This is a genomic window from Vibrio crassostreae, assembly GCF_024347415.1.
Classification (GTDB): domain Bacteria; phylum Pseudomonadota; class Gammaproteobacteria; order Enterobacterales; family Vibrionaceae; genus Vibrio; species Vibrio crassostreae.
This window is the reverse complement of sequence record NZ_AP025477.1, coordinates 674,473-691,996: the sequence shown is the minus strand read 5'-3', so window position 1 is coordinate 691,996 and position 17,524 is coordinate 674,473. Positions and strand designations below refer to the sequence as shown.

The 17,524-nt window shown below is 45.2% G+C and carries 28 protein-coding genes; 22 read left to right on the top strand and 6 right to left on the bottom strand.

Translation table 11 applies throughout. The features are described from left to right. Positions 1-87: 87 nt before the first annotated feature. From OC193_RS18780 to OC193_RS18675, 21 genes are all read left to right on the top strand, one after another. Positions 88-249 (top strand): hypothetical protein, encoded by a 162-nt coding sequence (locus tag OC193_RS18780; protein WP_017093600.1) that lies wholly within the window; start codon positions 88-90, stop codon positions 247-249. Positions 250-265: 16 nt separating this feature from the next. Beyond that, on the top strand, positions 266-859 hold the full coding sequence (locus OC193_RS18775) for a hypothetical protein (protein WP_048666268.1): 594 nt from the start codon (positions 266-268) through the stop codon (positions 857-859). Between the two features lie 528 nt (positions 860-1,387). Beyond that, entirely contained in the window at positions 1,388-1,627 is a 240-nt protein-coding gene (locus tag OC193_RS18770) for a hypothetical protein (protein ID WP_048666267.1), read from the top strand. Further along, a complete protein-coding gene (locus tag OC193_RS18765; RefSeq protein ID WP_048666266.1) occupies positions 1,617-2,084 on the top strand; it encodes a hypothetical protein in 468 nt (155 codons plus the stop codon). Before OC193_RS18770 ends, OC193_RS18765 begins: the two co-directional genes overlap by 11 nt. Continuing rightward, entirely contained in the window at positions 2,074-2,562 is a 489-nt protein-coding gene (locus OC193_RS18760; protein WP_048666265.1) for a hypothetical protein, read from the top strand. Before OC193_RS18765 ends, OC193_RS18760 begins: the two co-directional genes overlap by 11 nt. Next, the gene (locus OC193_RS18755) at positions 2,531-3,250 is read left to right on the top strand and encodes a type IV secretory system conjugative DNA transfer family protein (RefSeq protein WP_243652132.1); all 720 of its coding nucleotides are present in this window, start codon (positions 2,531-2,533) and stop codon (positions 3,248-3,250) included. The genes OC193_RS18760 and OC193_RS18755 overlap by 32 nt, the downstream gene beginning before the upstream one ends. Before the next feature lie 105 nt (positions 3,251-3,355). Next, positions 3,356-3,487 carry a hypothetical protein gene (locus OC193_RS18750; protein ID WP_016787086.1) on the top strand — a complete coding sequence of 44 codons (132 nt, stop codon included), beginning with the start codon at positions 3,356-3,358 and terminating at the stop codon, positions 3,485-3,487. 11 nt (positions 3,488-3,498) lie between these two features. Further along, the gene (locus OC193_RS18745) at positions 3,499-4,320 is read left to right on the top strand and encodes a major capsid protein P2 (protein ID WP_048661966.1); all 822 of its coding nucleotides are present in this window, start codon (positions 3,499-3,501) and stop codon (positions 4,318-4,320) included. 9 nt (positions 4,321-4,329) lie between these two features. Next, positions 4,330-4,599 carry a hypothetical protein gene (locus tag OC193_RS18740; protein ID WP_017082192.1) on the top strand — a complete coding sequence of 90 codons (270 nt, stop codon included), beginning with the start codon at positions 4,330-4,332 and terminating at the stop codon, positions 4,597-4,599. A gap of 10 nt (positions 4,600-4,609) precedes the next feature. Next, a complete protein-coding gene (locus OC193_RS18735; RefSeq protein ID WP_017082193.1) occupies positions 4,610-4,747 on the top strand; it encodes a hypothetical protein in 138 nt (45 codons plus the stop codon). Beyond that, positions 4,747-4,953: a hypothetical protein gene (locus OC193_RS18730; protein ID WP_016787082.1), complete on the top strand. Its 207-nt coding sequence runs from the start codon at positions 4,747-4,749 to the stop codon at positions 4,951-4,953. Before OC193_RS18735 ends, OC193_RS18730 begins: the two co-directional genes overlap by 1 nt. Next, positions 4,934-5,857 carry a hypothetical protein gene (locus OC193_RS18725; protein WP_048666263.1) on the top strand — a complete coding sequence of 308 codons (924 nt, stop codon included), beginning with the start codon at positions 4,934-4,936 and terminating at the stop codon, positions 5,855-5,857. Before OC193_RS18730 ends, OC193_RS18725 begins: the two co-directional genes overlap by 20 nt. Then, on the top strand, positions 5,854-6,753 hold the full coding sequence (locus OC193_RS18720) for a hypothetical protein (RefSeq protein WP_048666262.1): 900 nt from the start codon (positions 5,854-5,856) through the stop codon (positions 6,751-6,753). The genes OC193_RS18725 and OC193_RS18720 overlap by 4 nt, the downstream gene beginning before the upstream one ends. Then, a complete protein-coding gene (locus tag OC193_RS18715; RefSeq protein WP_017082188.1) occupies positions 6,750-7,190 on the top strand; it encodes a hypothetical protein in 441 nt (146 codons plus the stop codon). Before OC193_RS18720 ends, OC193_RS18715 begins: the two co-directional genes overlap by 4 nt. Before the next feature lie 47 nt (positions 7,191-7,237). Beyond that, on the top strand, positions 7,238-7,666 hold the full coding sequence (locus tag OC193_RS18710) for a M15 family metallopeptidase (protein ID WP_048666316.1): 429 nt from the start codon (positions 7,238-7,240) through the stop codon (positions 7,664-7,666). Then, positions 7,663-8,073 carry a hypothetical protein gene (locus tag OC193_RS18705; protein WP_048666261.1) on the top strand — a complete coding sequence of 137 codons (411 nt, stop codon included), beginning with the start codon at positions 7,663-7,665 and terminating at the stop codon, positions 8,071-8,073. Before OC193_RS18710 ends, OC193_RS18705 begins: the two co-directional genes overlap by 4 nt. After that, positions 8,070-8,267, top strand: coding sequence for a hypothetical protein (locus tag OC193_RS26040; RefSeq protein WP_372217633.1), 198 nt, complete (start codon positions 8,070-8,072; stop codon positions 8,265-8,267). The genes OC193_RS18705 and OC193_RS26040 overlap by 4 nt, the downstream gene beginning before the upstream one ends. 312 nt (positions 8,268-8,579) lie before the next feature. Continuing rightward, positions 8,580-9,323, top strand: coding sequence for an NYN domain-containing protein (locus tag OC193_RS18700; protein WP_048666260.1), 744 nt, complete (start codon positions 8,580-8,582; stop codon positions 9,321-9,323). Between the two features lie 136 nt (positions 9,324-9,459). Next, positions 9,460-10,380: a hypothetical protein gene (locus tag OC193_RS18695; RefSeq protein ID WP_132957236.1), complete on the top strand. Its 921-nt coding sequence runs from the start codon at positions 9,460-9,462 to the stop codon at positions 10,378-10,380. A gap of 133 nt (positions 10,381-10,513) precedes the next feature. Beyond that, on the top strand, positions 10,514-11,107 hold the full coding sequence (locus OC193_RS18685; RefSeq protein ID WP_048666258.1) for a hypothetical protein: 594 nt from the start codon (positions 10,514-10,516) through the stop codon (positions 11,105-11,107). A 148-nt stretch (positions 11,108-11,255) separates the two neighbouring features. Next, positions 11,256-11,900, top strand: coding sequence for a hypothetical protein (locus tag OC193_RS18675; protein ID WP_048666257.1), 645 nt, complete (start codon positions 11,256-11,258; stop codon positions 11,898-11,900). Positions 11,901-12,029: 129 nt separating this feature from the next. On the opposite strand, the gene OC193_RS18670 is transcribed toward OC193_RS18675, so the two are convergent. The 4 genes from OC193_RS18670 to OC193_RS18655 all read right to left on the bottom strand — a co-directional run bounded on the left by OC193_RS18670 (position 12,030) and on the right by OC193_RS18655 (position 14,393). Continuing rightward, positions 12,030-12,761, bottom strand: a complete 732-nt coding sequence (locus OC193_RS18670) for a hypothetical protein (RefSeq protein WP_261978803.1) — start codon at positions 12,759-12,761, stop codon at positions 12,030-12,032. Positions 12,762-12,823: 62 nt separating this feature from the next. Then, positions 12,824-13,246 carry a phage protein gene (locus OC193_RS18665; protein ID WP_017073518.1) on the bottom strand — a complete coding sequence of 141 codons (423 nt, stop codon included), beginning with the start codon at positions 13,244-13,246 and terminating at the stop codon, positions 12,824-12,826. A gap of 463 nt (positions 13,247-13,709) precedes the next feature. Beyond that, entirely contained in the window at positions 13,710-14,021 is a 312-nt protein-coding gene (gene yciH, locus OC193_RS18660; protein ID WP_008221404.1) for a stress response translation initiation inhibitor YciH, read from the bottom strand. A gap of 3 nt (positions 14,022-14,024) precedes the next feature. Beyond that, positions 14,025-14,393 carry a DUF3319 domain-containing protein gene (locus tag OC193_RS18655; RefSeq protein ID WP_048660165.1) on the bottom strand — a complete coding sequence of 123 codons (369 nt, stop codon included), beginning with the start codon at positions 14,391-14,393 and terminating at the stop codon, positions 14,025-14,027. 100 nt (positions 14,394-14,493) lie between these two features. Here OC193_RS18655 and OC193_RS18650 point away from each other — a divergent pair, with 100 nt between their 5' ends. Next, positions 14,494-15,462 carry a tyrosine-type recombinase/integrase gene (locus OC193_RS18650; RefSeq protein ID WP_048664387.1) on the top strand — a complete coding sequence of 323 codons (969 nt, stop codon included), beginning with the start codon at positions 14,494-14,496 and terminating at the stop codon, positions 15,460-15,462. 157 nt (positions 15,463-15,619) lie between these two features. On the opposite strand, the gene OC193_RS18645 is transcribed toward OC193_RS18650, so the two are convergent. Next, on the bottom strand, positions 15,620-16,615 hold the full coding sequence (locus OC193_RS18645) for a D-alanine--D-alanine ligase (protein WP_048664388.1): 996 nt from the start codon (positions 16,613-16,615) through the stop codon (positions 15,620-15,622). Positions 16,616-16,794: 179 nt separating this feature from the next. Further along, positions 16,795-17,358 (bottom strand): SPOR domain-containing protein, encoded by a 564-nt coding sequence (locus OC193_RS18640; protein WP_048664389.1) that lies wholly within the window; start codon positions 17,356-17,358, stop codon positions 16,795-16,797. Between the last annotated feature and the right edge of the window lie 166 nt (positions 17,359-17,524).

Sequence of the window (17,524 nt, the reverse complement as noted above, 5' to 3'; positions counted from 1 at the left end):
CGAATTACCATCCCCGATACGCATTTCCCGTATTAGAAAAGTCATATAGGGTGAGGTAGAGCAGAGATATCAATGTTTGGAGGCGGGATGAATAACCAAGAATCGAAACTGGATGAGACATTAGCGGCAGCTGAGCAAGCGGCCAAACAAGGCAAGCTAACGTCGAGTGTCAGATTGGTGATTGTATCGCTGAGACAAATCGTTGAACGTCAAAAACCGTTGTTCAAAAACCATAACAACAGACCCTAAAGCGCGTCAAAGAGTGATGAAGACGAATCAGCATCAACGTTCCCCACACAAACGAAGTGCGCGGCCATTGGCCGCGCTCAATCGTGATCGCTGGAGAAAGTTACTCGAGAACCCCTCACAATATGACTACCTGTTGTCACGCTCGGGCAAATCGACACAACGCCAATACTTAACCGATATTGGCCGAGTGATGGACTACTTGGTGAGTGAGTTGGAGTTTCGTACTTGTAAGGTAGGAGTAGCGACCGCGAACGGGTTCTTGCTTCGTACTTGGGCGAATGCAGCCAAAGGTACCGGCTTACCAGAATGGCGGGTGAAACAGTGCGTGAGTTACGCAAAAGATCGAGGCTGGATCACCTCAAAGCAACCTCGAGAGAACATCAATGGCGACTGGTATGGATTGGCATCCATTAAGCGCATCACCGACAAGTATTTCCGCGATCTCGGTTTGGACCTAGCTTACGCGAACGCCAAACAAGCTGCGACTAAGAACCTCAAGAAAATGGCCGCCTCAACTGGCGTACACATCCGTTACCTCCTCACACCGATCACGTTACTGCGTAAGTTTGCACGTCGTAGTACTCAACGTCATTACAGCACTGTGCCTTAAGATCAAAGCTCAAACTGCACCTCGATCCGTCTGAACCCCGATTTTTCGGGGTTTTTCGTCTTTATTCCTATCCAATTTCATCGATTGAAAGCGGCGGTTATGTCGTTGTGGATAACCCACTCGCTAACCGGTGTTTTAGCGCATTAACTACTCCATGAGCTCAGTCTTTGAGATCACAACGCATAGTCTAAAGACTAATGATCTATCTAAAGATAGATGTAAGGGACAGTTACTGTTACCCCGTGAAAAACGGGGATAACTTATAAGGAAGCGGCTCATCGAGCTCGCCAGCGAGCTGGAGCCTAGAGGCGCGAGAGGTGTTGTAGCATGGCGATAAACACCGAAAATGCGGGCACAGCAACGGCCAGTGAGTCGCTGCGCGACGGCCTGTTAGGAAAGCCAAGGCGAAATCGAAGTGCACATTTTAATTACTTGAACCTATTAAGTTTCACATTTTAATTGTTATAATCTATTAGTTAACGTCGAGAGACAGGGACACACCAACGTCGAGAGACAGAGGACAACACAATGACAATGCATCAACAGCGCTACCAACAATTGGTCAGCGAGCTTGAGCTCGTTGAACAATCGCTGACCCAAGCGGCGCCAGATTGGAGCACCATTCCAACGTTCAAGAAACCCCTTGTCGCTATCCAAGCGGCCGAAGAAGCCAGCCAACAGGTGGCGACGACCATCCACTTGCTGAAATCCCTCATGAACAATTTCCACCTTCGCTTGTGCGAACTGGAGGCGACGCATGGCCAGTAAGAATCCCGTCAAAGGTTACATCGCGTGCCCAACGCATGGCTGTGATGAGATCTGCACCGTGCACGCCGTGGGCGAGCATAAGCTCATCGAAGGCGGTGAGCCGCCTAAGAATAAGCGCCGTCTCGGTCAGCTGTATACCATTTGCCCCAGTTGCAAAACCAACCAAAGCGCGGGTAAACCGTTTCAAGACTGGTTACACAATCACATGGTCTCGAGTCCAGACAAAGCAACTACTGGTTATAAAAACAGTGTCGATAAGAATCCTGACCCAAATAAGCCTCCAAAACCGAACGAAACCAAGCCCGATAAGGGCTCAAGCAATCCCGACAAACCCAAAGATAACCAACCCGCGCCGGTTACTACCCGATTAGGCTGGTCATTCTTGTTGCTGTTAAGCACCTGTGCGTTGTTGTGGTTTGGTTTAACGAAGAAAAAAGGAGTCACGCATGAGCAATGAAGCCCCATTCACGCCCGTGGAGAACGAACTGGATGAACGCGACCAACAAGCCGTTGAAGCGGTAGAAACCTTACGTGAAGCCCGAGAGCAAGACGAGGCCGAGCCGTCAGAGACGCAAGAAGCCTCGCCGGAGCCGTTGGGTTTCGGGGAAGAAGATGCGCGCATGATGCTCTCTTACGGCTTAGGTGTGGTGGAGATGACCGTCGGCAGTGTGTTTGATGTGCCGTTTGAAATCGACACCCGAGCCGGTAACCAGTGGTTAGACGCCGCATCACCCATGCTGCAGAAGTACGGACCCGCCGGTTTGAAATGGTTCGGCCAGTATCAAGGCGAGTTTGTGTTTGCTATGGCCTCGATGACCTTGATTGGAGGTTGCGCCAAACAAGTGCGCCAACTTAAACAGGCTCAAGAGACAACTGAGCCCGAGACGCCGCAGGAGGTGGACAGTGAAGCTCCCCAATCCAGTGAACAAGAATAACGCCCACAATGCGGAGCACGTTTGTTACATGGGTACCACGGGCAGCTGCAAAACCACCGCCATTCGTCAGCTCAATTTTATTGAGCGTCAGTCTCAAGTAGTGATGTTCGATCCGTACAGTGAGCATATTGAGGCGCCACTCAAAGGCGGCCGCGTGCAAGCGTGCCAAAGCTTTGATGAGTTCTATCACAAGGCGTGGTTTGCGCGTAAGAAAAAGGCCGCGTTTCGCTTGGCCCTGGTCGAGCAAGAGCGAACCCGAGAGAACCTTGAGTTGTTTGCCAACATGGTCTGGTCATTGGGCGATGGCCAGCATCCGAAAAAGCTGCATTGCGTGATTGAAGAGCTCGCCAAATTCACCAACACGCCCTCAAAGCTCGATGGGTTAGCCGGTGAGCTCTGGACGGGCGGTCGCGGCTTTGGCTTGGTGATGCACGCGACGTTTCAGCGTGGGCAAGAAGTGCCTAAAACAGTACTCGATGAATCCAAATATGTGTACGTCGGTGCGGTCAGCTCACGACGCAATGCTAAGTACATTGCGGACTATTTCGATATCCCCATAGAGGCCATCTTGGGGCTGCAAAGCTGCGTCGATAGGGAGCATTTAGGGCGTAAGAAGTTCGCGGATTACATTCTCAAATCACCGGGGTTAGGCAAGTGGGAGCAAGGAAAAATCTACCCCAAGCGATGACGGTAACCTAATAGGTTTAACTCTTAACCTAACAGGTTAAAGGCACTGGTCATTTTCGTCTCCATACACCACGTTATCAGCATCAATCACTCTAAAGGAACTCCCATGAGATTGAACGTGAAAAATGTGGCGATTGTCGCCGGAATTGCCGCGGTAACGACGGGTGCGATCGTCTTTGCCGTGAATAATAAAGTCGGTGGCCTCGATAAGTTGTTGGGTCGCTCGGGCTGGTTTTAGAGGGGAATACGATGTCAGTCAAACCAATCAAATTGAACTCAATGGTTGGCGCGTCGTGGGGACAAAAAGGCACATTGCCTATCCCTAATGGCCCGACGTACCACGAGTTGGTACTGGAAACCAACGCCAGCGCCGCGGACATGCAGCGCATTGCGATAACGCTTAACGCCGAAGAGATTTACGTCTTAACCGGTGAAGAGCTCGTGATGCTTGAGCGCTATAAGCAGCGAGACGCCACGGCGGGGCATTTTGTGATCCCATTCAGTGACATCGTGGCGCGCACCAAAAATGGGGTGCGTTACACCGGTTTGGTCACCGAACTGGGTGACAATATTCACCTCGATATTCAATTCAAAGGCAAGGCGGCCAACGCGACGCCACTGTCTATCCAAGTGCATGCGTGGGTGAGCAACTCTCAAGCGATGCGTGTCTTGGTGCCGATGATCAAACGTGAAACCATGCCAGCCAATGCACAGGGCGAGAACGAATTCACCAACTTGGTGACGAGTCCGCTCATCAGCATTCGTCGCATGCATTTCATGCACGATAAGATCAGCAAATTGGAAATTGAGCGCGACTTTGTCAAAGAGTACGAAGCCAACACCTTCATTTCAGAAGCCAATGCGAAACGCAATGAGCGCACGCCGCAGTCGGGGTATTTTCATTTTGACCCGATCGTTCGTGGGTTCTCTATTGATGAACTGTTTCCAACGCAGCACAGCTCCAATCTGAAGTTTTCTGTGACCACCACCGATGTCCCAGGCTCGATCCCGATCTTGGTGGAGTCGGTGAAAGTGACGCGACCGGAAATGTTGCAGAGCGGCGCGGCCTAAGGAGCGCCAATGAACGCTTTTTTTGATGATCTGTTGGAGTTTGGCGCGGGCGCGTTGGATTCGGTCGGTGAAAACGCCGACTGGTTGTTTCCAACCAACGACCAATCGGCCAATCCAGACAAGACGCAGCAACCCAATCATCCTCGTGTGGATAACAAGGGCAACACGGTGACCACACCGCAAGCTCAACCCGTGAAAGACAATACTTTGTTGTATGTCGGTGGCGGGGTTGGTGTGTTGCTGGTCTTGATATTGGGCGCGCTGGCGTTTCGACGATAAGGAGACGGTGATGCCGTTACTGTTTTGGGTATTGGGTGGATTTGGGGCAGGTAGCCTGTTTGGGCTGAGCGCTGGAAAAGGACTCAATAAAGTGTTGCTTGTGGTGCTGTTTGTCGCGTCACTGATGTGGCTCAAAGGAGGGCGATGATGCTCGGATCATTGACGTCATTAACCGGTGGCGGTGGCCTTCAAGGGGGCGCAGCTGGACCCGCTACGTCGGGAACCTCGGGCAACACCACCAACAACAGCGGGTTTGAAGGCGGGCACATCAGCCTCGGTGAGCAACGCGGCATGCCGTGGTGGTTCATTGTGTTGATGGCGTTGTTTGCCTTGTATGCCTTGTCCAAACGGTAGCTTACAGCCAGCAAAGTGGGCTCACGTCCATCAACGGTTGAAGCCGGCACTGAGAGAGTATTACCAACACGCACAAACCCAAGTGGCAAAGGGCTTAGAGGCAACGTATCAAATAAGTGACACTGTCATGTTATTGCGCGGTGAAAGGCTGAAAAACAACACCAAAGAACTGGTGGTTGTGGGTTTAGCCGGTGATATGGCCAAAGGAACACTAGGAGCCATCAAGCACGCCAAAGCCCACGGGTTTGATTCGGTGCGAGCGCATTTTTATCGTGAGGGTGCCAAGCGATTAATTGCAAGACGATTAAAGTTACCGGTTCAGGAAATTGAACGTCACGGCGATGAACGGGTTTTACAAATAAGGTTAGCGGATATGGGTGGAAGAAGTTCTTCGAAAAGTCGTCAAAGCAACACCACGACGACCACGAACACCAGCAGCAGCGCGGCGGTCGGTGGCGACAACACCGGTGTGATGCTGTCGGGCGTCAGTGATTCGGACATCAATTTAACCATGACCGACCATGGGGCGATGGCCATTGCAGGGCGTACTGCAGAAGAAGCGTTTGATTTTGGTACCCAAGCTTTAAAAGTCAATCAATCGGTGGTCGGGGATTCGCTGCGCGTGGTCGATAACACCGTCGACGAAGCGTTCGGTTTTGGTTCGTCGGTCTTAGAAGAGCAATCCGAAGTCAGTCAACACGCCATTGATTCGATCAAATCGATGGCCGGCCAACAAACCGAAACCACCAAAGCGGCGATTGCCTTAGCCAACAACGCGAAAGCGAGAGAGCAAACGGGCAGCAATGAATCCGATAACTCTACGCTGAAAAAATTATCTCTCATCCTTGGGATCATCGGGACGATGGTCACCATTGGGGTGGTCATGACAAGGCGCGTATCATGAAACAGACGCATACATTAGAACCCGATCAAACGCTGACCTTCAATGCGGGTCAGTCCGGTAAGTACCTTATTTTGCGTGAGACCACGCACTCATTTCTTTTGCAGGGCGATGCGATGCGTCCCATTGAGATCTTTGCCGGTGACACCGTTGATGTCTCCCGTTTTGACAAGCTCGAGCTGCACAATCATCAGACCGTGGATGTGACGTTTGAATACCAAGTGTCGGACGTACTCATCATGACCAAGGCGCAGAAAATTAGCGTCAATAACGCGCTGTTGGTCAGTGAAATTGAAAAGCCTATCCAAGTGAGAAACGTGCTCGATCCCGTTAAGGTGAGCGAAGTGGAAACGCCCGTGACTGTCGCGGAAATTCAAGCGCCGGTGGAGGTTCAAAAAGTACAAGAACCCGTCAAGGTTAGTGACATTGTCACACCGATTAAAGTTTCAGAAATACAAACACCTATCACTATTAATGAAGTGCAAGCGCCAGTAGACGTCCATCGCGTGGCCGAGCCGATCACCGTAGACGAAATCACTCAACCGTTAACCATTGAACGGATCCAACAACCGGTGAATGTCGAGGTCGGAAATGCCTCATTGGACGTGCAAGCGACCATCACTAACAGCGAACTGAAAGTCACGTCGGATCCGGAGCGCGTGACGTTCTACCCAATCGGAACGGGCACCTTGCGAATCACTGGGCAATCACAGACCATTCGAGGAAAAAGCGCAAGAAAGGCACTCATCTTACAAGCCCCGACGACCAATAAAGGCCTAGTCCTGGTGAAAGGGTTCTTGGAGTTACACCCGGGCGGGCATTTGATGCTCAACACCAATCAAGCGGTGAATTTTTTCGGGTCTAGGAATGACTACATTCGATTAGGAGAAGCGATATGATGCTGTCATTAACCAATCCAGAGATTGCTAGCGCCGACAATGGCGTGTTGAACGTGGAAGCGAACCACGACAAGCAAACGAAGTCCATCTACGATTCAAACCGAAAGGCGACGTTCTTGTTATCAACTCACGTCGAGCTACTCGATTTGAGCATTAACCGCTTTATGCGTCATCAAGCAATGCCGCACAACGAATCAGGCGGTTCACGCTCGATTTTGTCCAGGTTTGCTTTTGTCCATATCATTTTTTTAGCGGCTAACGGCACCATAGTGTCTTCGCGAGCGTTGACTCTGTATTTTGCCCCGAATTTCCTTTATAGCTACCCATTGTTTCTTATCAAACCGAAAGCCGCGAGCAAGCTTGAGATTTCGATTTCAAACGTTGACGCCACAGTCGTGCTGCATTCGAGTCTCCTTGTGAAATCGGAGGAAGAATGAGATGGCTACTGTTACTCGCCAGTGGCTTACTGGCCGGAGTGTACCTTATGAATAAGAAAACCATCGATGAGACGGTCAGCAACTTTGTGCTGTCCGCTCGTAGCGAAACCCGCATGCTCGGCGTGCATGGCGACTTAAAGAAAGTCGTGCGTCGAGCGCTCGAACTGTCCCCGTATGATTTTGGCATCACGGAAGGCCTACGCACCGCAAAACGCCAATACCAACTCTATCAGGAGGGCTTGAGCCAGCTCGATGGGGCTAAACGTCTCAGCCGGCACCAATCTGGCCATGCGATCGATTTCGTGGCTTACGATGAGAACAACAAGGTGACGTGGGACTTTAAGTACTACGACGCCATCAGTAAAGCCTTTAAACAAGCGGCGCGAGAGCTGAATGTCGCCATTGTTTGGGGTGGTGACTGGAAGAGCCTTAAAGACGGTCCGCACATTGAATTAAGTCGTCGGGTGTACACATGATTGGCGCGCTTGTTAATCTCGTGACCGGTGGTGTGGCTGCGTATAAACAGCACAATCAAAACCGAGCTGAAACTTTAAAGCGCAAAGACGAACTTGAGAGCGAGAAGCATCAGGCGAGGGTGCGTCGACTTCAAAGCGGCGAAGAGCAGGCCAGTAGCCTCGATGAAGTCAGCATTAGAGAGCGGGGATTCAAAGACGAGTTCATTCTGCTAGTGGTATTTGTCCCACTGATTTTGTCATTCATCCCTAATTATGCCCCCTATGTTGAGCAAGGCTTTAACGCGCTGCAGCGTATACCCAATCCGTATTGGTTTGTGGTGGGTGCGGTTGTAGTTGATACGCTCGGGATGCGCGCCATGGTGCGCTATCTCCTCGAGTTTTACGTCTCGCGATGGAAGGGGAAATGATGAGCTTTATCGACACACTGATTATTGCGTTCATGACAGGCGGAGTCTCAAGCCTGGGCACGATTGCGGCTTTGAAAACGGACATTAATTGGATAAAGCGAGTGCAACAAGACCAAGAGCAACGGATACGAAAACTGGAGATACCGAATGAAAGGACACAAGTGCAAAGGCCGCCGACCAAACGGCCAACTTAAGAAAGGTTACACGCTCAAGAACGGGCGCGTGGTAAGGGCGAACACCACACGAAAACGCTACAAAAAACGTCGATAAATCAGATCAATCACAGGGCTATTTCTTTAGGACAGTGGCCCTCTCTGTCTTCCTTAAGACAACAATCTGTACTTTAGTCATCCAGTTTCACAGTTAATGATTTAAATCACTGTTATAACTAGGATTTATGATTATAATCCCTTCCCATAAATCAGACTAGACAGAAAAACTCTGTTTTTAAATGCAGAATAATTCGGTCTAATAGCTGTTAAGTTATTATTCAAATATGGTGGTATATGAAGGATTTAGATGATCATAAAAAAATTGCTGTTCTAATAGATGCTGACAACACTCAATACTCAAAGCTAAACCTGATTCTTGACGAAATATCAGCTCATGGACACATGGTTATCAAAAGAGCGTATGGTGACTGGTCTAGTGAATATTTGAAGAACTGGAAGGGAGTTTTAAACGAGCTTGCTATCCAGCCTGTTCAGCAGTTTGCTTATACCCAAGGAAAAAATGCTACAGATGCATATCTAATAATAGATGCAATGGATTTGCTATATTCAGGAAAGTTTGATGCATTTGCTATTGTGTCTAGCGACAGTGATTTTACGAAACTAGCGTCGCGTCTACGTGAGTCCGAAATATTTGTTTTTGGAGTCGGAAAAAATACGACACCCGTAGCATTTAGAAATGCTTGTGACGACTTTATTTACACTGAGAATTTGGGATCTGAAGATACCGAAGAGACTGCAAAGGCGCCAAAGGCAAAAGGTGATAAACAAGTTAACGTAAAACAACTTATACCCGTGCTTAGTAAAGCGTGGGAGAGATTTCAGGATGATTCAGGTTGGGCAAATGTATCACCTGTCGTTGGATTTGTGAAACGAGCAAAGCCAGATTTTGATCCTCGAACTTACGGTGTATCAAAACTACCAGAAGTAATAGCTCTTCTAAAACATGAGTTTGAAATGACTAAATATAAAGGGAAAGGGACGGTTAATATTATTGCGTATCGCCCTAAAAAGACTTAACAAATTGTTCAACTGGATTCCAAAACATTTGGCAAATTTGTAATGGTCAACTTTTGTGATTACGCTGGTCACATTAGGTTTGGTTGCATTGTTTTGTCACAAGTTAATAAGGCGTTAAATGAATAGGAGTACACTTTTGGATTGGAACGTATTTTTTAGCACTATCAGCCAAACATCGGGCGCTATAGTGGGAATTTTTGCTGCGTTTTTGATTACAAAAATAGTTTCAAACCAAGCAGAATTTTCGCAGGACAAAGCAGACGCTTCAAATTCAATATTAAAGTCTGAAGCTTTATGTGATGAGGCTAAGTCGCGATATTTTAAGTGGTACAATGAGCGAATTAGAGATATAGAGCTCTGCGATATAGATGAAGCGTTTCACGAGAAAGGCGAATTGTTAACCTCTGCTGAATACTTAGAGAAGTATAATTTTTCATCTTTTGATGCTAAGGGAGATATTGTTCCATTATTAGAAGAAAAAATAGCGGAATTTCACTCTATAAGAGCGAAAGAACAGGCAGAGCGAGACAAGTTCGAAAACAATACATTTGGCATTGCATATGCAATGCCAAAGTCGCTGCATATGAAATCACTGTCATTTGTCAGTATAGATACAACGCCTGAGCGAGAAGAAATCGATAACTTATTAGTTAGAACTCTCCATCAGGTTAAAGTCAATAAGTCTCATGTCGATAAACTTAGTTCAGGGCAAGATTCGTCTAATCTGATTAACTTTTCAATAATTTCTGTACTGCTATTGTTTTTCGCTGGTGTTGTATACCCACTGAGCTTTCTTCCATTGGAAGTAAATGCGGAAATAAGTTTATCGATAGGAGCGTTTTGGGATATTCTCTTTTCTTTAAAAGGAGCAATGCTTTCATTGATATCCGTAATTTTCTCTGGGCTAATGTTAGTATTTTTAAAGGCTAATATGAAGCTCAAGCACACTGATGATACGATTGAAAAGTTGGTTAAGTTTAGCCAATTAGAAAACTATTCAAACTATTATAAAAATTATATCGATAACACAGGCACTAATGGTCAAGAATTCATTTAACAAACAATTTAAGAGTAATTCTCCACGCTTGGCATTTTTGGTTTGAATTAAGTTTAGTGTTTACGGCGTTCAATTTAAGTGTCGTGGTAGCGTGGCTTACACCTTAATTGGTCGTTATACGAATGGAGTTTAAATGCAATTCAGTGACTTAAAGGAAGTTTATTTCAGTGAGCTTAATCGAATATACAACTTTAATGAAAAGCTAACATTTCCAGTTAGTTTGCTTGCAATACTTGGTGGCGTACTTGTAACTATTGTTAAGGTTTATACTAGTGAGTCTGAGCCAGATTTACTTTTTAGTATCAGTCTTCTTATGTCGGTAATATTTTTTATTTTGTCCTGTACCTTCATATGCTATTCAATTCTCTCAAAATTCGAGTATAGAATTGCACCTAAATATACAGAGTTACTCGCCTATAAGAAGGAAATAGAGCATTATGAAGAAGAACAAGCTTCTTATAACAAAGCTCATAGTTTAAATGTTGGCAAAGCTGAAAATTATGAAGACTATTTAAACCGGACATTCTCAGAGTGTATAGATCATAACTCTTCTGTTAATTTAAAACGAACAGTTTGGTTGTCAAGGAGTCTACTGTGCTCTGTTATTTGTGCTGTATTTTTAGCTGCGTCTTCTATTGGTTATTTCAAAGTGCTTAGTGATCAGTCTTCAAAACCAATCAATGTGAGAGTTGTAGAAGAAAGTAAAACAATTGCACCATGGCGGTAAATTCGTTCAACAAACTGTTTAAAAATGATTCGCAATACGTGGCATTTTTACTATGCGTTTTTTTAGTGGTCAGGGTGGTATATGGAGGCTTTGGTATAGCGTGCCTCACACCTTAACAAGACGTTTGCTTTAAGATGGAGAATAAAATTTGAAATGGGTTGATTCATCAAAGGGGATATGTGATTACTTTTTCGCTTCCGTACCATTGATAAGTTTGATATTTGTCATTTTTGCTTACTTTCATACAGTTCACCCAAGATTTGAGCAGCATGATGAACTAGAAAGAACAAAAGGCTTCCTAGGTGATGCTGAGTCTCGTCTTGCAGTGCTTTCTGATAAAGTAGCAGATTTACAAAACGCCAATAGGAAAACTGCTAATCAAAAAAGCTATGCAGAACAATTGTACTTTTCAGTTGTAGACGCCGAAACTCGATTCGAATATTTGATAAACAGCGATAGGCTTTACTTTAGTAAAGAAGACATTATCACTGAATATAGGAAGTATTTTGAACAAACTGTGAGTGAAGGTGGCTCAATGGCTAACCCGTTATCAATAAAAGCAATTGAGGTAGTAGTAAGTAGCTCACAACAAAGTGATTTACTTATTGTGGATGAATGGTCTTGTGGCTCTGGAGGCTGTATTGGCCCATTATTCATAAGTATAAATGATGCTTATTGTTTTAGTTCTTGGGCTCATACTCAAACGATAGAACAGTTGGACAGTCTAATTTCCCTTGAGTGTGGAAAATTCTCTAATGATAACAAAGTATTTCTTACGGACATCGTTTACTGATTAAACCTACTAAGTTGCTTCAGACTGCAGGCACTCTGAGTTTATACGGTGCAATAATTAAGGTTATAGCATTGTTTACATATTATGTATTGTTAGCAATCACTAAACGTATTAGTAAAAAACGCTTGTTTAGGCGCTTTCTTCTTGTTTTTTCGTCTGTTTCTTCTGATTTGTTCTTAACGCTTCGAGTATTTCTTTCATGCGCTCTGGGGTCGCTTTGGGCGCGTTTGGTGCCGGCGCTGTGCGGTTTGTAGAGCGGGGAAGTTGCGCTGCCATATTGTCGCCCTCCATTGATGCCCATTCGGCGATGAACTCGTGATATTCTTGAATTTTAGCCCCGATGTATTCTCGGTAACTGGTGTCAGTATAACACAAGTTGTCGTAGCGCTGAGGCCACACCTTCTTGTGGATCCCGTTACCGGATTGCTCGTCAACGTGGAACGCCATCGTCATGGCCGTGTCTATGCGTTGCAATAGGCAAGGCAGATTATTGAGATCTTGAAAGAACGTCGCCGCGTGGAAGCCTCCAGAGCCCGTAAACATTAGCTCTCCGGTGGTCGCATTATTGCCGATGGGTATGTCTATCAACGCACCAGTGTTTTCAGCTAAGGCAATCAAGCCAATCTCATCGCGTTCGTCGAGCGCTTGGGCTAACTGAATGTATTCCTCGTCAGAAATGAGGGCCAGAAGCACGGCTTGCGCGAGGATAATAGGGTGCTCATCACCCGAAAAAAAGATCACTTGCTCGAGACACACAACGTGTTTGCGCGTCTCACAGTCGACTGCCAAACCGCTGACTTGGCTGGTCCACATGGCATCGCCCGCGATGAAGATGTTCGGGTTGGCTATTATCGTTGTCATGACGTTATACGTTCCTAAGGTCAAGAAGCTTATCTCGAGGGTTTTGGCTCTGAATGGCGCCGTTATTTGAATTTGGCCGGGATCCAGGGCTTGGGCGGCATACGTCGACCACCACGAAATGGCAAGGGATGCTCCTTGGCTGGATAGTATTTCGGGGACTCAATTTTGCCGTGGCGCTCAACCAGTTGCCGGTGCTCGTCACGCCAGTACGCAAAACTGAGCAATTCCTTGGGATTGAATTCGCGATCTTCGGGGGTAATCAGAATGGCGCGGTCGACGTTGATACGAAATCCGTTCCAACGATGATCCAACGGTAAGTAGCCACGGGCGTGAATGTTCATCAATTTTTCGGCCAGTGGATTGACCGGTACCGCGCCAGACAGCCAACGCTTGATCGTGATCGGTTGCACGTAAAAATACGCGGCGGCTTCATGAATATCGTCGAAGTAGCGATTCAATAGATCGGCAAAACGGGGAGTGAGCATGTGATCTCCTTCAAGTTATCAAACATCCGTCGAATTATTTTTTCGATGACAAAACACGATGTCCATCGGTGAATTCGATGAAACGGGTCGTCAAACCGGAAAAAAGAACAGTGACGAAAACTAGGTATAACGGAAAATGGAAGGACGAAAACTAATTAATGATCGTATTTATGTGGAAACATTTTGAATTTCAAGCGTCTATAACACGCGTGTACGCAAAATCTGAAAGAACTAACGTACTGAAACTTATCAGATTTCACGCACTTCGGTGCGTATTATGTACGTTATGTTAAATTGTTTTTGGGGATTATAAGGCAGATATCTTTATGTGATGCCCTGCCTTTATATTGAGTCGATAGTCTCTAATTTATACTGTGTATTTAACCATATTGGCTATTTACCATAAAATACCTAATAACCAGTGATAATAATCTTCGATTTTAACCCTGGTATTAGTTAGAGATTAACCGCCAGCAAATTTAACTTTGTAGCCTTTCTTTTCAAGGTGCGCTTTGATCTTGTCACGAGCATCTCCTTGAATTTCGATGTTACCATCTTTTACTGAGCCGCCGCAGCCGCACACTTTTTTGAGTTCTGCTGCCATTAGTTTTAATGGTGCGTCATCTAGGTCTAAGCCAGTTACGACAGAAACGCCTTTGCCTTTACGGCCTTTGGTTTCTTTTTGGATTCGAACGATACCATCGCCTTTAGGACGTTGGACTTTCTCTTCTTCAGGTTTAATACGACCTGTTTCTGTTGAATATACTAGGCTCATAAATTACTTCTTTTGTTGCTCTGCTTTTTGTTTTGCGAGTAAGTAAGCTTCTATATGACGCTGGATTGCAATCTTGCCGCCTTTGATTAAGCGACCGTTAAACATGCAATACCACGCATTAGGCTCACCGGTGTCATTCTTGATTTGGTAGCCGTTGAAGTTTTCAGTCGAGCCACCAGTTCCTCTCGACTTATTTAATGACGTGAATTCTTTTGGATCAATAATAGACGCGGTTTCAATCCACCAATCAATACTCTTTTTTACGGCAGCTAGGTTGCCCTGAATAACGTTGTTTTTTAATTTAGCACGCCAAACTGTGTTATTAGCATCTATCGATTGAAGATGGACGCTTCGGTAAATTGAATTAGCCATATCTATTAATCATCTTTTTGTTTTCACTACATTAATCATAAGTATACTTATAATGATATCAAGCATAATATGGTAAAAAAACCTGTTGAGGTACGGTAATTTGAGAAAAAAAGTCCCTATTTTAACCGACTCTGTGATAATTAATTCATTTGTTGAAAAATTAAACAGGCACGCGACAATTGAAATTATAGATGAATTGACAGGATTTCAATACTCTCACAATTCACTGTTGGGTATCTACAGTGATTGGAATCGCTATCATGCGTTCTGTACCAAACATCGTATTAACACACTTCCCGCTTCTATAACCGCTGTGCGTCGATTTCTTGAGACGGAGTCCAACGATAGAAAATACGCATCCTTGAAACGTTACACTGCAACGCTTAGTATGTTACATACTGTGTTGAGCTTTGCTAACCCGATCAAGCATAGGCAAGTTCGCTTTACCCTGCTCCACTTACAATCTCAAATGGCCGGTGACGCCAAACAAACCAATGCTATGACATCTGTGCATCTCACTGATTTAAATACGTTACTCTCCCATGATAAAGCAAACTTGAAAGAGATCAGAGACATCGCTATTTATAACGTTATGTTCGAGTGTGCTTTAAAGCGCTCAGAACTTAAGGCGTTGTCGATGACCGATGTTGAGTACGTTGAAGATCATTACCAAGTAACAGTCAAAGATTCAGCTTATCAGTTATCACAAATAGCCAGTGTTGCACTTCAACGTTGGCTTTCGTTTACTGGACCAAAAGACGATTTGCCTGTGTTTCGTGCGATAGACAAGCATGAGAATATTGGTTTACAGCCTTTAGATGATTCGTCCATTTACCGAATATTGAGAAGAGCAAGCGACTTACTTCAACTTCCAGAAAACCACCATTTCTCTGGAAATTCGATTCGTGTTGGTGCCGCACAAGAGTTGTCGAAACAAGGTCTTAAGATTAGAGAGATTCAGGACTTTGGTCGCTGGCTTAGCCCTGCCATGCCAGCCCAATATGTGGGTTTCACGGGAGCGGCTGAGAGTGAGAAGATGAAGTTTAAGGCGCTAATACCTTGGCAATAAACGGTTCGTAATTACTTGGATATTGTTACTTGGATATAAGTTGTGGCTAAATGATAGATTCGTAAAAAACGGCTAGCTTTAAAAACAAAAAGTGCCTTGGCGAAAGCTTAAGGCACTTTTGGGTTCAGCTCTAAGTGAACGAAAACGAGTTAGAAACCTAAGAAAGGCTTGTTCTCACGCAGTTCTCTAAGAACTGGCTGAATTTGTGGCCGTCATGCTCAACCATTTTAGGGAACATGGAGATTGGCGTCATACCTGGGAAGGTGTTGACTTCGTTCAGATAGATTTCGTTGTCTTGCGTTAAGAAGAAGTCGATACGAGATAAATGGCGGAGCTTCATCTGTGTAAACACTTTTCGAGCGCTTTCTGCAATCAGTTCACGCTGCTCATCAGTGAGGTTGCTTGCTTCAACTTCAGTGATCGAGTGACTGTCTGCACTGTACTTCTCTTCGTAAGAGTAAAATGCGCCGTTCGGTGCAATCACCTCGCCCGGTTTGCTGATATGTAGCTCGCCATCGATTTCATAAGCAGCAACTTCTAGCTCTCTAGGCACCACTGATTTCTCAACCAATACTTGGTCCGAGAAAGTGAACGCCTTGTTGATAGCCTCGCTCAAATCTTCTACTTGGTTAACTTGGTAACAACCTACAGAAGAACCTTGACGAGCCGCTTTCACGAACACTTTACCCCACTTTTCATATGCTTGAGTTGCTTGTGAATGAGCTTGATCATTGTTGTCTGATAAGAACAGGTACGGCGTGTTTGGAATGCCAAGTGCGTCGTACCATAGCTTTGAAGTGATTTTGTTAAAGCTGTTGTTACTCGCTTCTGAACCACAACCTAGGTACGGGATTTTAGCCATTTCAAACAGTGATTGAATATCACCTGTTTCACCTGGGAAACCGTGGATGCAAGGAACAATGAAATCGACTTTAGATGTTAAATTGTCACCGCGCAGGGTTTGATCGTTAATATCAAGATAAACCAATTCACCTGAATCAAGACACCAGCCTTCGTTTTTAATTTCAACTCTCACAACGTTGAAATCTGCAACGCTATTGAGTTGTTCGAAAAGGTAATTGGCTGAAACTAAAGACACTTCATGCTCTGAAGATCCACCGCCGCAAAGTAGAAGTATGTTTGTGGTGTTCATGGGTAAATTCGGTCCTTGAAACTAGGAATACTGACTTCAATGATAAACAAAAGTCGAGATAGGTACAGTGTTTTGATTGTTAAAATTGCGTTCGAAAGATCGAGCGATTAACTATTAAACAAAACAGCGAGTCTTAAAACAAAAGAAGGAGCATTTGCCCCTTCTTAATGAATCAAAACTTAGTTCAACTTGTTAAGCGTTGGGTATTCAGAGTTCTTGATGTCATCAATGCTCTTAACGAACGGCTTCAAGTTTTGGAAAGTGTTCGGCAGTGTTGAGATTGCCTTTTTAGCGTCTAAGCGCGTTGCGTAGTCACCGTAAAGTACGGTGAACCATTTGGTACCGTTAACCATTTTGTAGTTTTCCCAAACTGGTTGAGAACTCGTAGGTAGCATTTTCACGAAAGAATCGACTTTACTTTGGCTGCCAACAGCAACAACTTGAACTGTGTAACCAAAACGCTGATTCATGTCTTGCTGTTTCTTGGTTGGGCCTGTCACTACTGCAACTGGCTTCGCTTGAGTCGTTTGAGTGACTTTCTGTTCAACAGGTTCAGTTCTGATCACGTTGACAACGTTTTCTTCAACAACGCCTGTTTGCTCAGATTGAGATACAACTGGAGCTTCAACTTTGGCCGTTTTGTATTCTTCTTGATAACTATCTGAAGTGACATTGGTAACGTAGTCGTCAGATACACATGCAGCCAAGAGCAGTGGCAAAGTCACAATTGCAAATTTTTTCATGGAAAGCTCTATATCCTTAATAATAATTACTATAAATCATGCCGATACGTCGGTTTAGAATCAAGTTAACTTTGAGATTATACACCATTAGTGGGTGACCTATTTCACAAACTTTATGCAGTGCCTGCTTATTCATCTTAATTCGGTGAATTTGCCATCAACCCGT

Excerpts from the sequence above, each read along its gene's own strand:
- OC193_RS18780 (WP_017093600.1), top strand. The coding sequence starts at position 88 with ATGAATAACCAAGAATCGAAACTGGATGAGACATTAGCGGCAGCTGAG.
- OC193_RS18775 (WP_048666268.1), top strand. The coding sequence starts at position 266 with ATGAAGACGAATCAGCATCAACGTTCCCCACACAAACGAAGTGCGCGG.
- OC193_RS18770 (WP_048666267.1), top strand. The coding sequence starts at position 1,388 with ATGACAATGCATCAACAGCGCTACCAACAATTGGTCAGCGAGCTTGAG.
- OC193_RS18765 (WP_048666266.1), top strand. The coding sequence starts at position 1,617 with ATGGCCAGTAAGAATCCCGTCAAAGGTTACATCGCGTGCCCAACGCAT.
- OC193_RS18760 (WP_048666265.1), top strand. The coding sequence starts at position 2,074 with ATGAGCAATGAAGCCCCATTCACGCCCGTGGAGAACGAACTGGATGAA.
- OC193_RS18750 (WP_016787086.1), top strand. The coding sequence starts at position 3,356 with ATGAGATTGAACGTGAAAAATGTGGCGATTGTCGCCGGAATTGCCGCG.
- OC193_RS18745 (WP_048661966.1), top strand. The coding sequence starts at position 3,499 with ATGTCAGTCAAACCAATCAAATTGAACTCAATGGTTGGCGCGTCGTGG.
- OC193_RS18740 (WP_017082192.1), top strand. The coding sequence starts at position 4,330 with ATGAACGCTTTTTTTGATGATCTGTTGGAGTTTGGCGCGGGCGCGTTG.
- OC193_RS18735 (WP_017082193.1), top strand. The coding sequence starts at position 4,610 with ATGCCGTTACTGTTTTGGGTATTGGGTGGATTTGGGGCAGGTAGCCTG.
- OC193_RS18730 (WP_016787082.1), top strand. The coding sequence starts at position 4,747 with ATGCTCGGATCATTGACGTCATTAACCGGTGGCGGTGGCCTTCAAGGG.
- OC193_RS18725 (WP_048666263.1), top strand. The coding sequence starts at position 4,934 with ATGCCTTGTCCAAACGGTAGCTTACAGCCAGCAAAGTGGGCTCACGTC.
- OC193_RS18720 (WP_048666262.1), top strand. The coding sequence starts at position 5,854 with ATGAAACAGACGCATACATTAGAACCCGATCAAACGCTGACCTTCAAT.
- OC193_RS18715 (WP_017082188.1), top strand. The coding sequence starts at position 6,750 with ATGATGCTGTCATTAACCAATCCAGAGATTGCTAGCGCCGACAATGGC.
- OC193_RS18710 (WP_048666316.1), top strand. The coding sequence starts at position 7,238 with ATGAATAAGAAAACCATCGATGAGACGGTCAGCAACTTTGTGCTGTCC.
- OC193_RS18705 (WP_048666261.1), top strand. The coding sequence starts at position 7,663 with ATGATTGGCGCGCTTGTTAATCTCGTGACCGGTGGTGTGGCTGCGTAT.
- OC193_RS26040 (WP_372217633.1), top strand. The coding sequence starts at position 8,070 with ATGATGAGCTTTATCGACACACTGATTATTGCGTTCATGACAGGCGGA.
- OC193_RS18700 (WP_048666260.1), top strand. The coding sequence starts at position 8,580 with ATGAAGGATTTAGATGATCATAAAAAAATTGCTGTTCTAATAGATGCT.
- OC193_RS18685 (WP_048666258.1), top strand. The coding sequence starts at position 10,514 with ATGCAATTCAGTGACTTAAAGGAAGTTTATTTCAGTGAGCTTAATCGA.
- OC193_RS18670 (WP_261978803.1), bottom strand. The coding sequence starts at position 12,761 with ATGACAACGATAATAGCCAACCCGAACATCTTCATCGCGGGCGATGCC.
- OC193_RS18665 (WP_017073518.1), bottom strand. The coding sequence starts at position 13,246 with ATGCTCACTCCCCGTTTTGCCGATCTATTGAATCGCTACTTCGACGAT.
- yciH (WP_008221404.1), bottom strand. The coding sequence starts at position 14,021 with ATGAGCCTAGTATATTCAACAGAAACAGGTCGTATTAAACCTGAAGAA.
- OC193_RS18655 (WP_048660165.1), bottom strand. The coding sequence starts at position 14,393 with ATGGCTAATTCAATTTACCGAAGCGTCCATCTTCAATCGATAGATGCT.
- OC193_RS18645 (WP_048664388.1), bottom strand. The coding sequence starts at position 16,615 with ATGAACACCACAAACATACTTCTACTTTGCGGCGGTGGATCTTCAGAG.
- OC193_RS18640 (WP_048664389.1), bottom strand. The coding sequence starts at position 17,358 with ATGAAAAAATTTGCAATTGTGACTTTGCCACTGCTCTTGGCTGCATGT.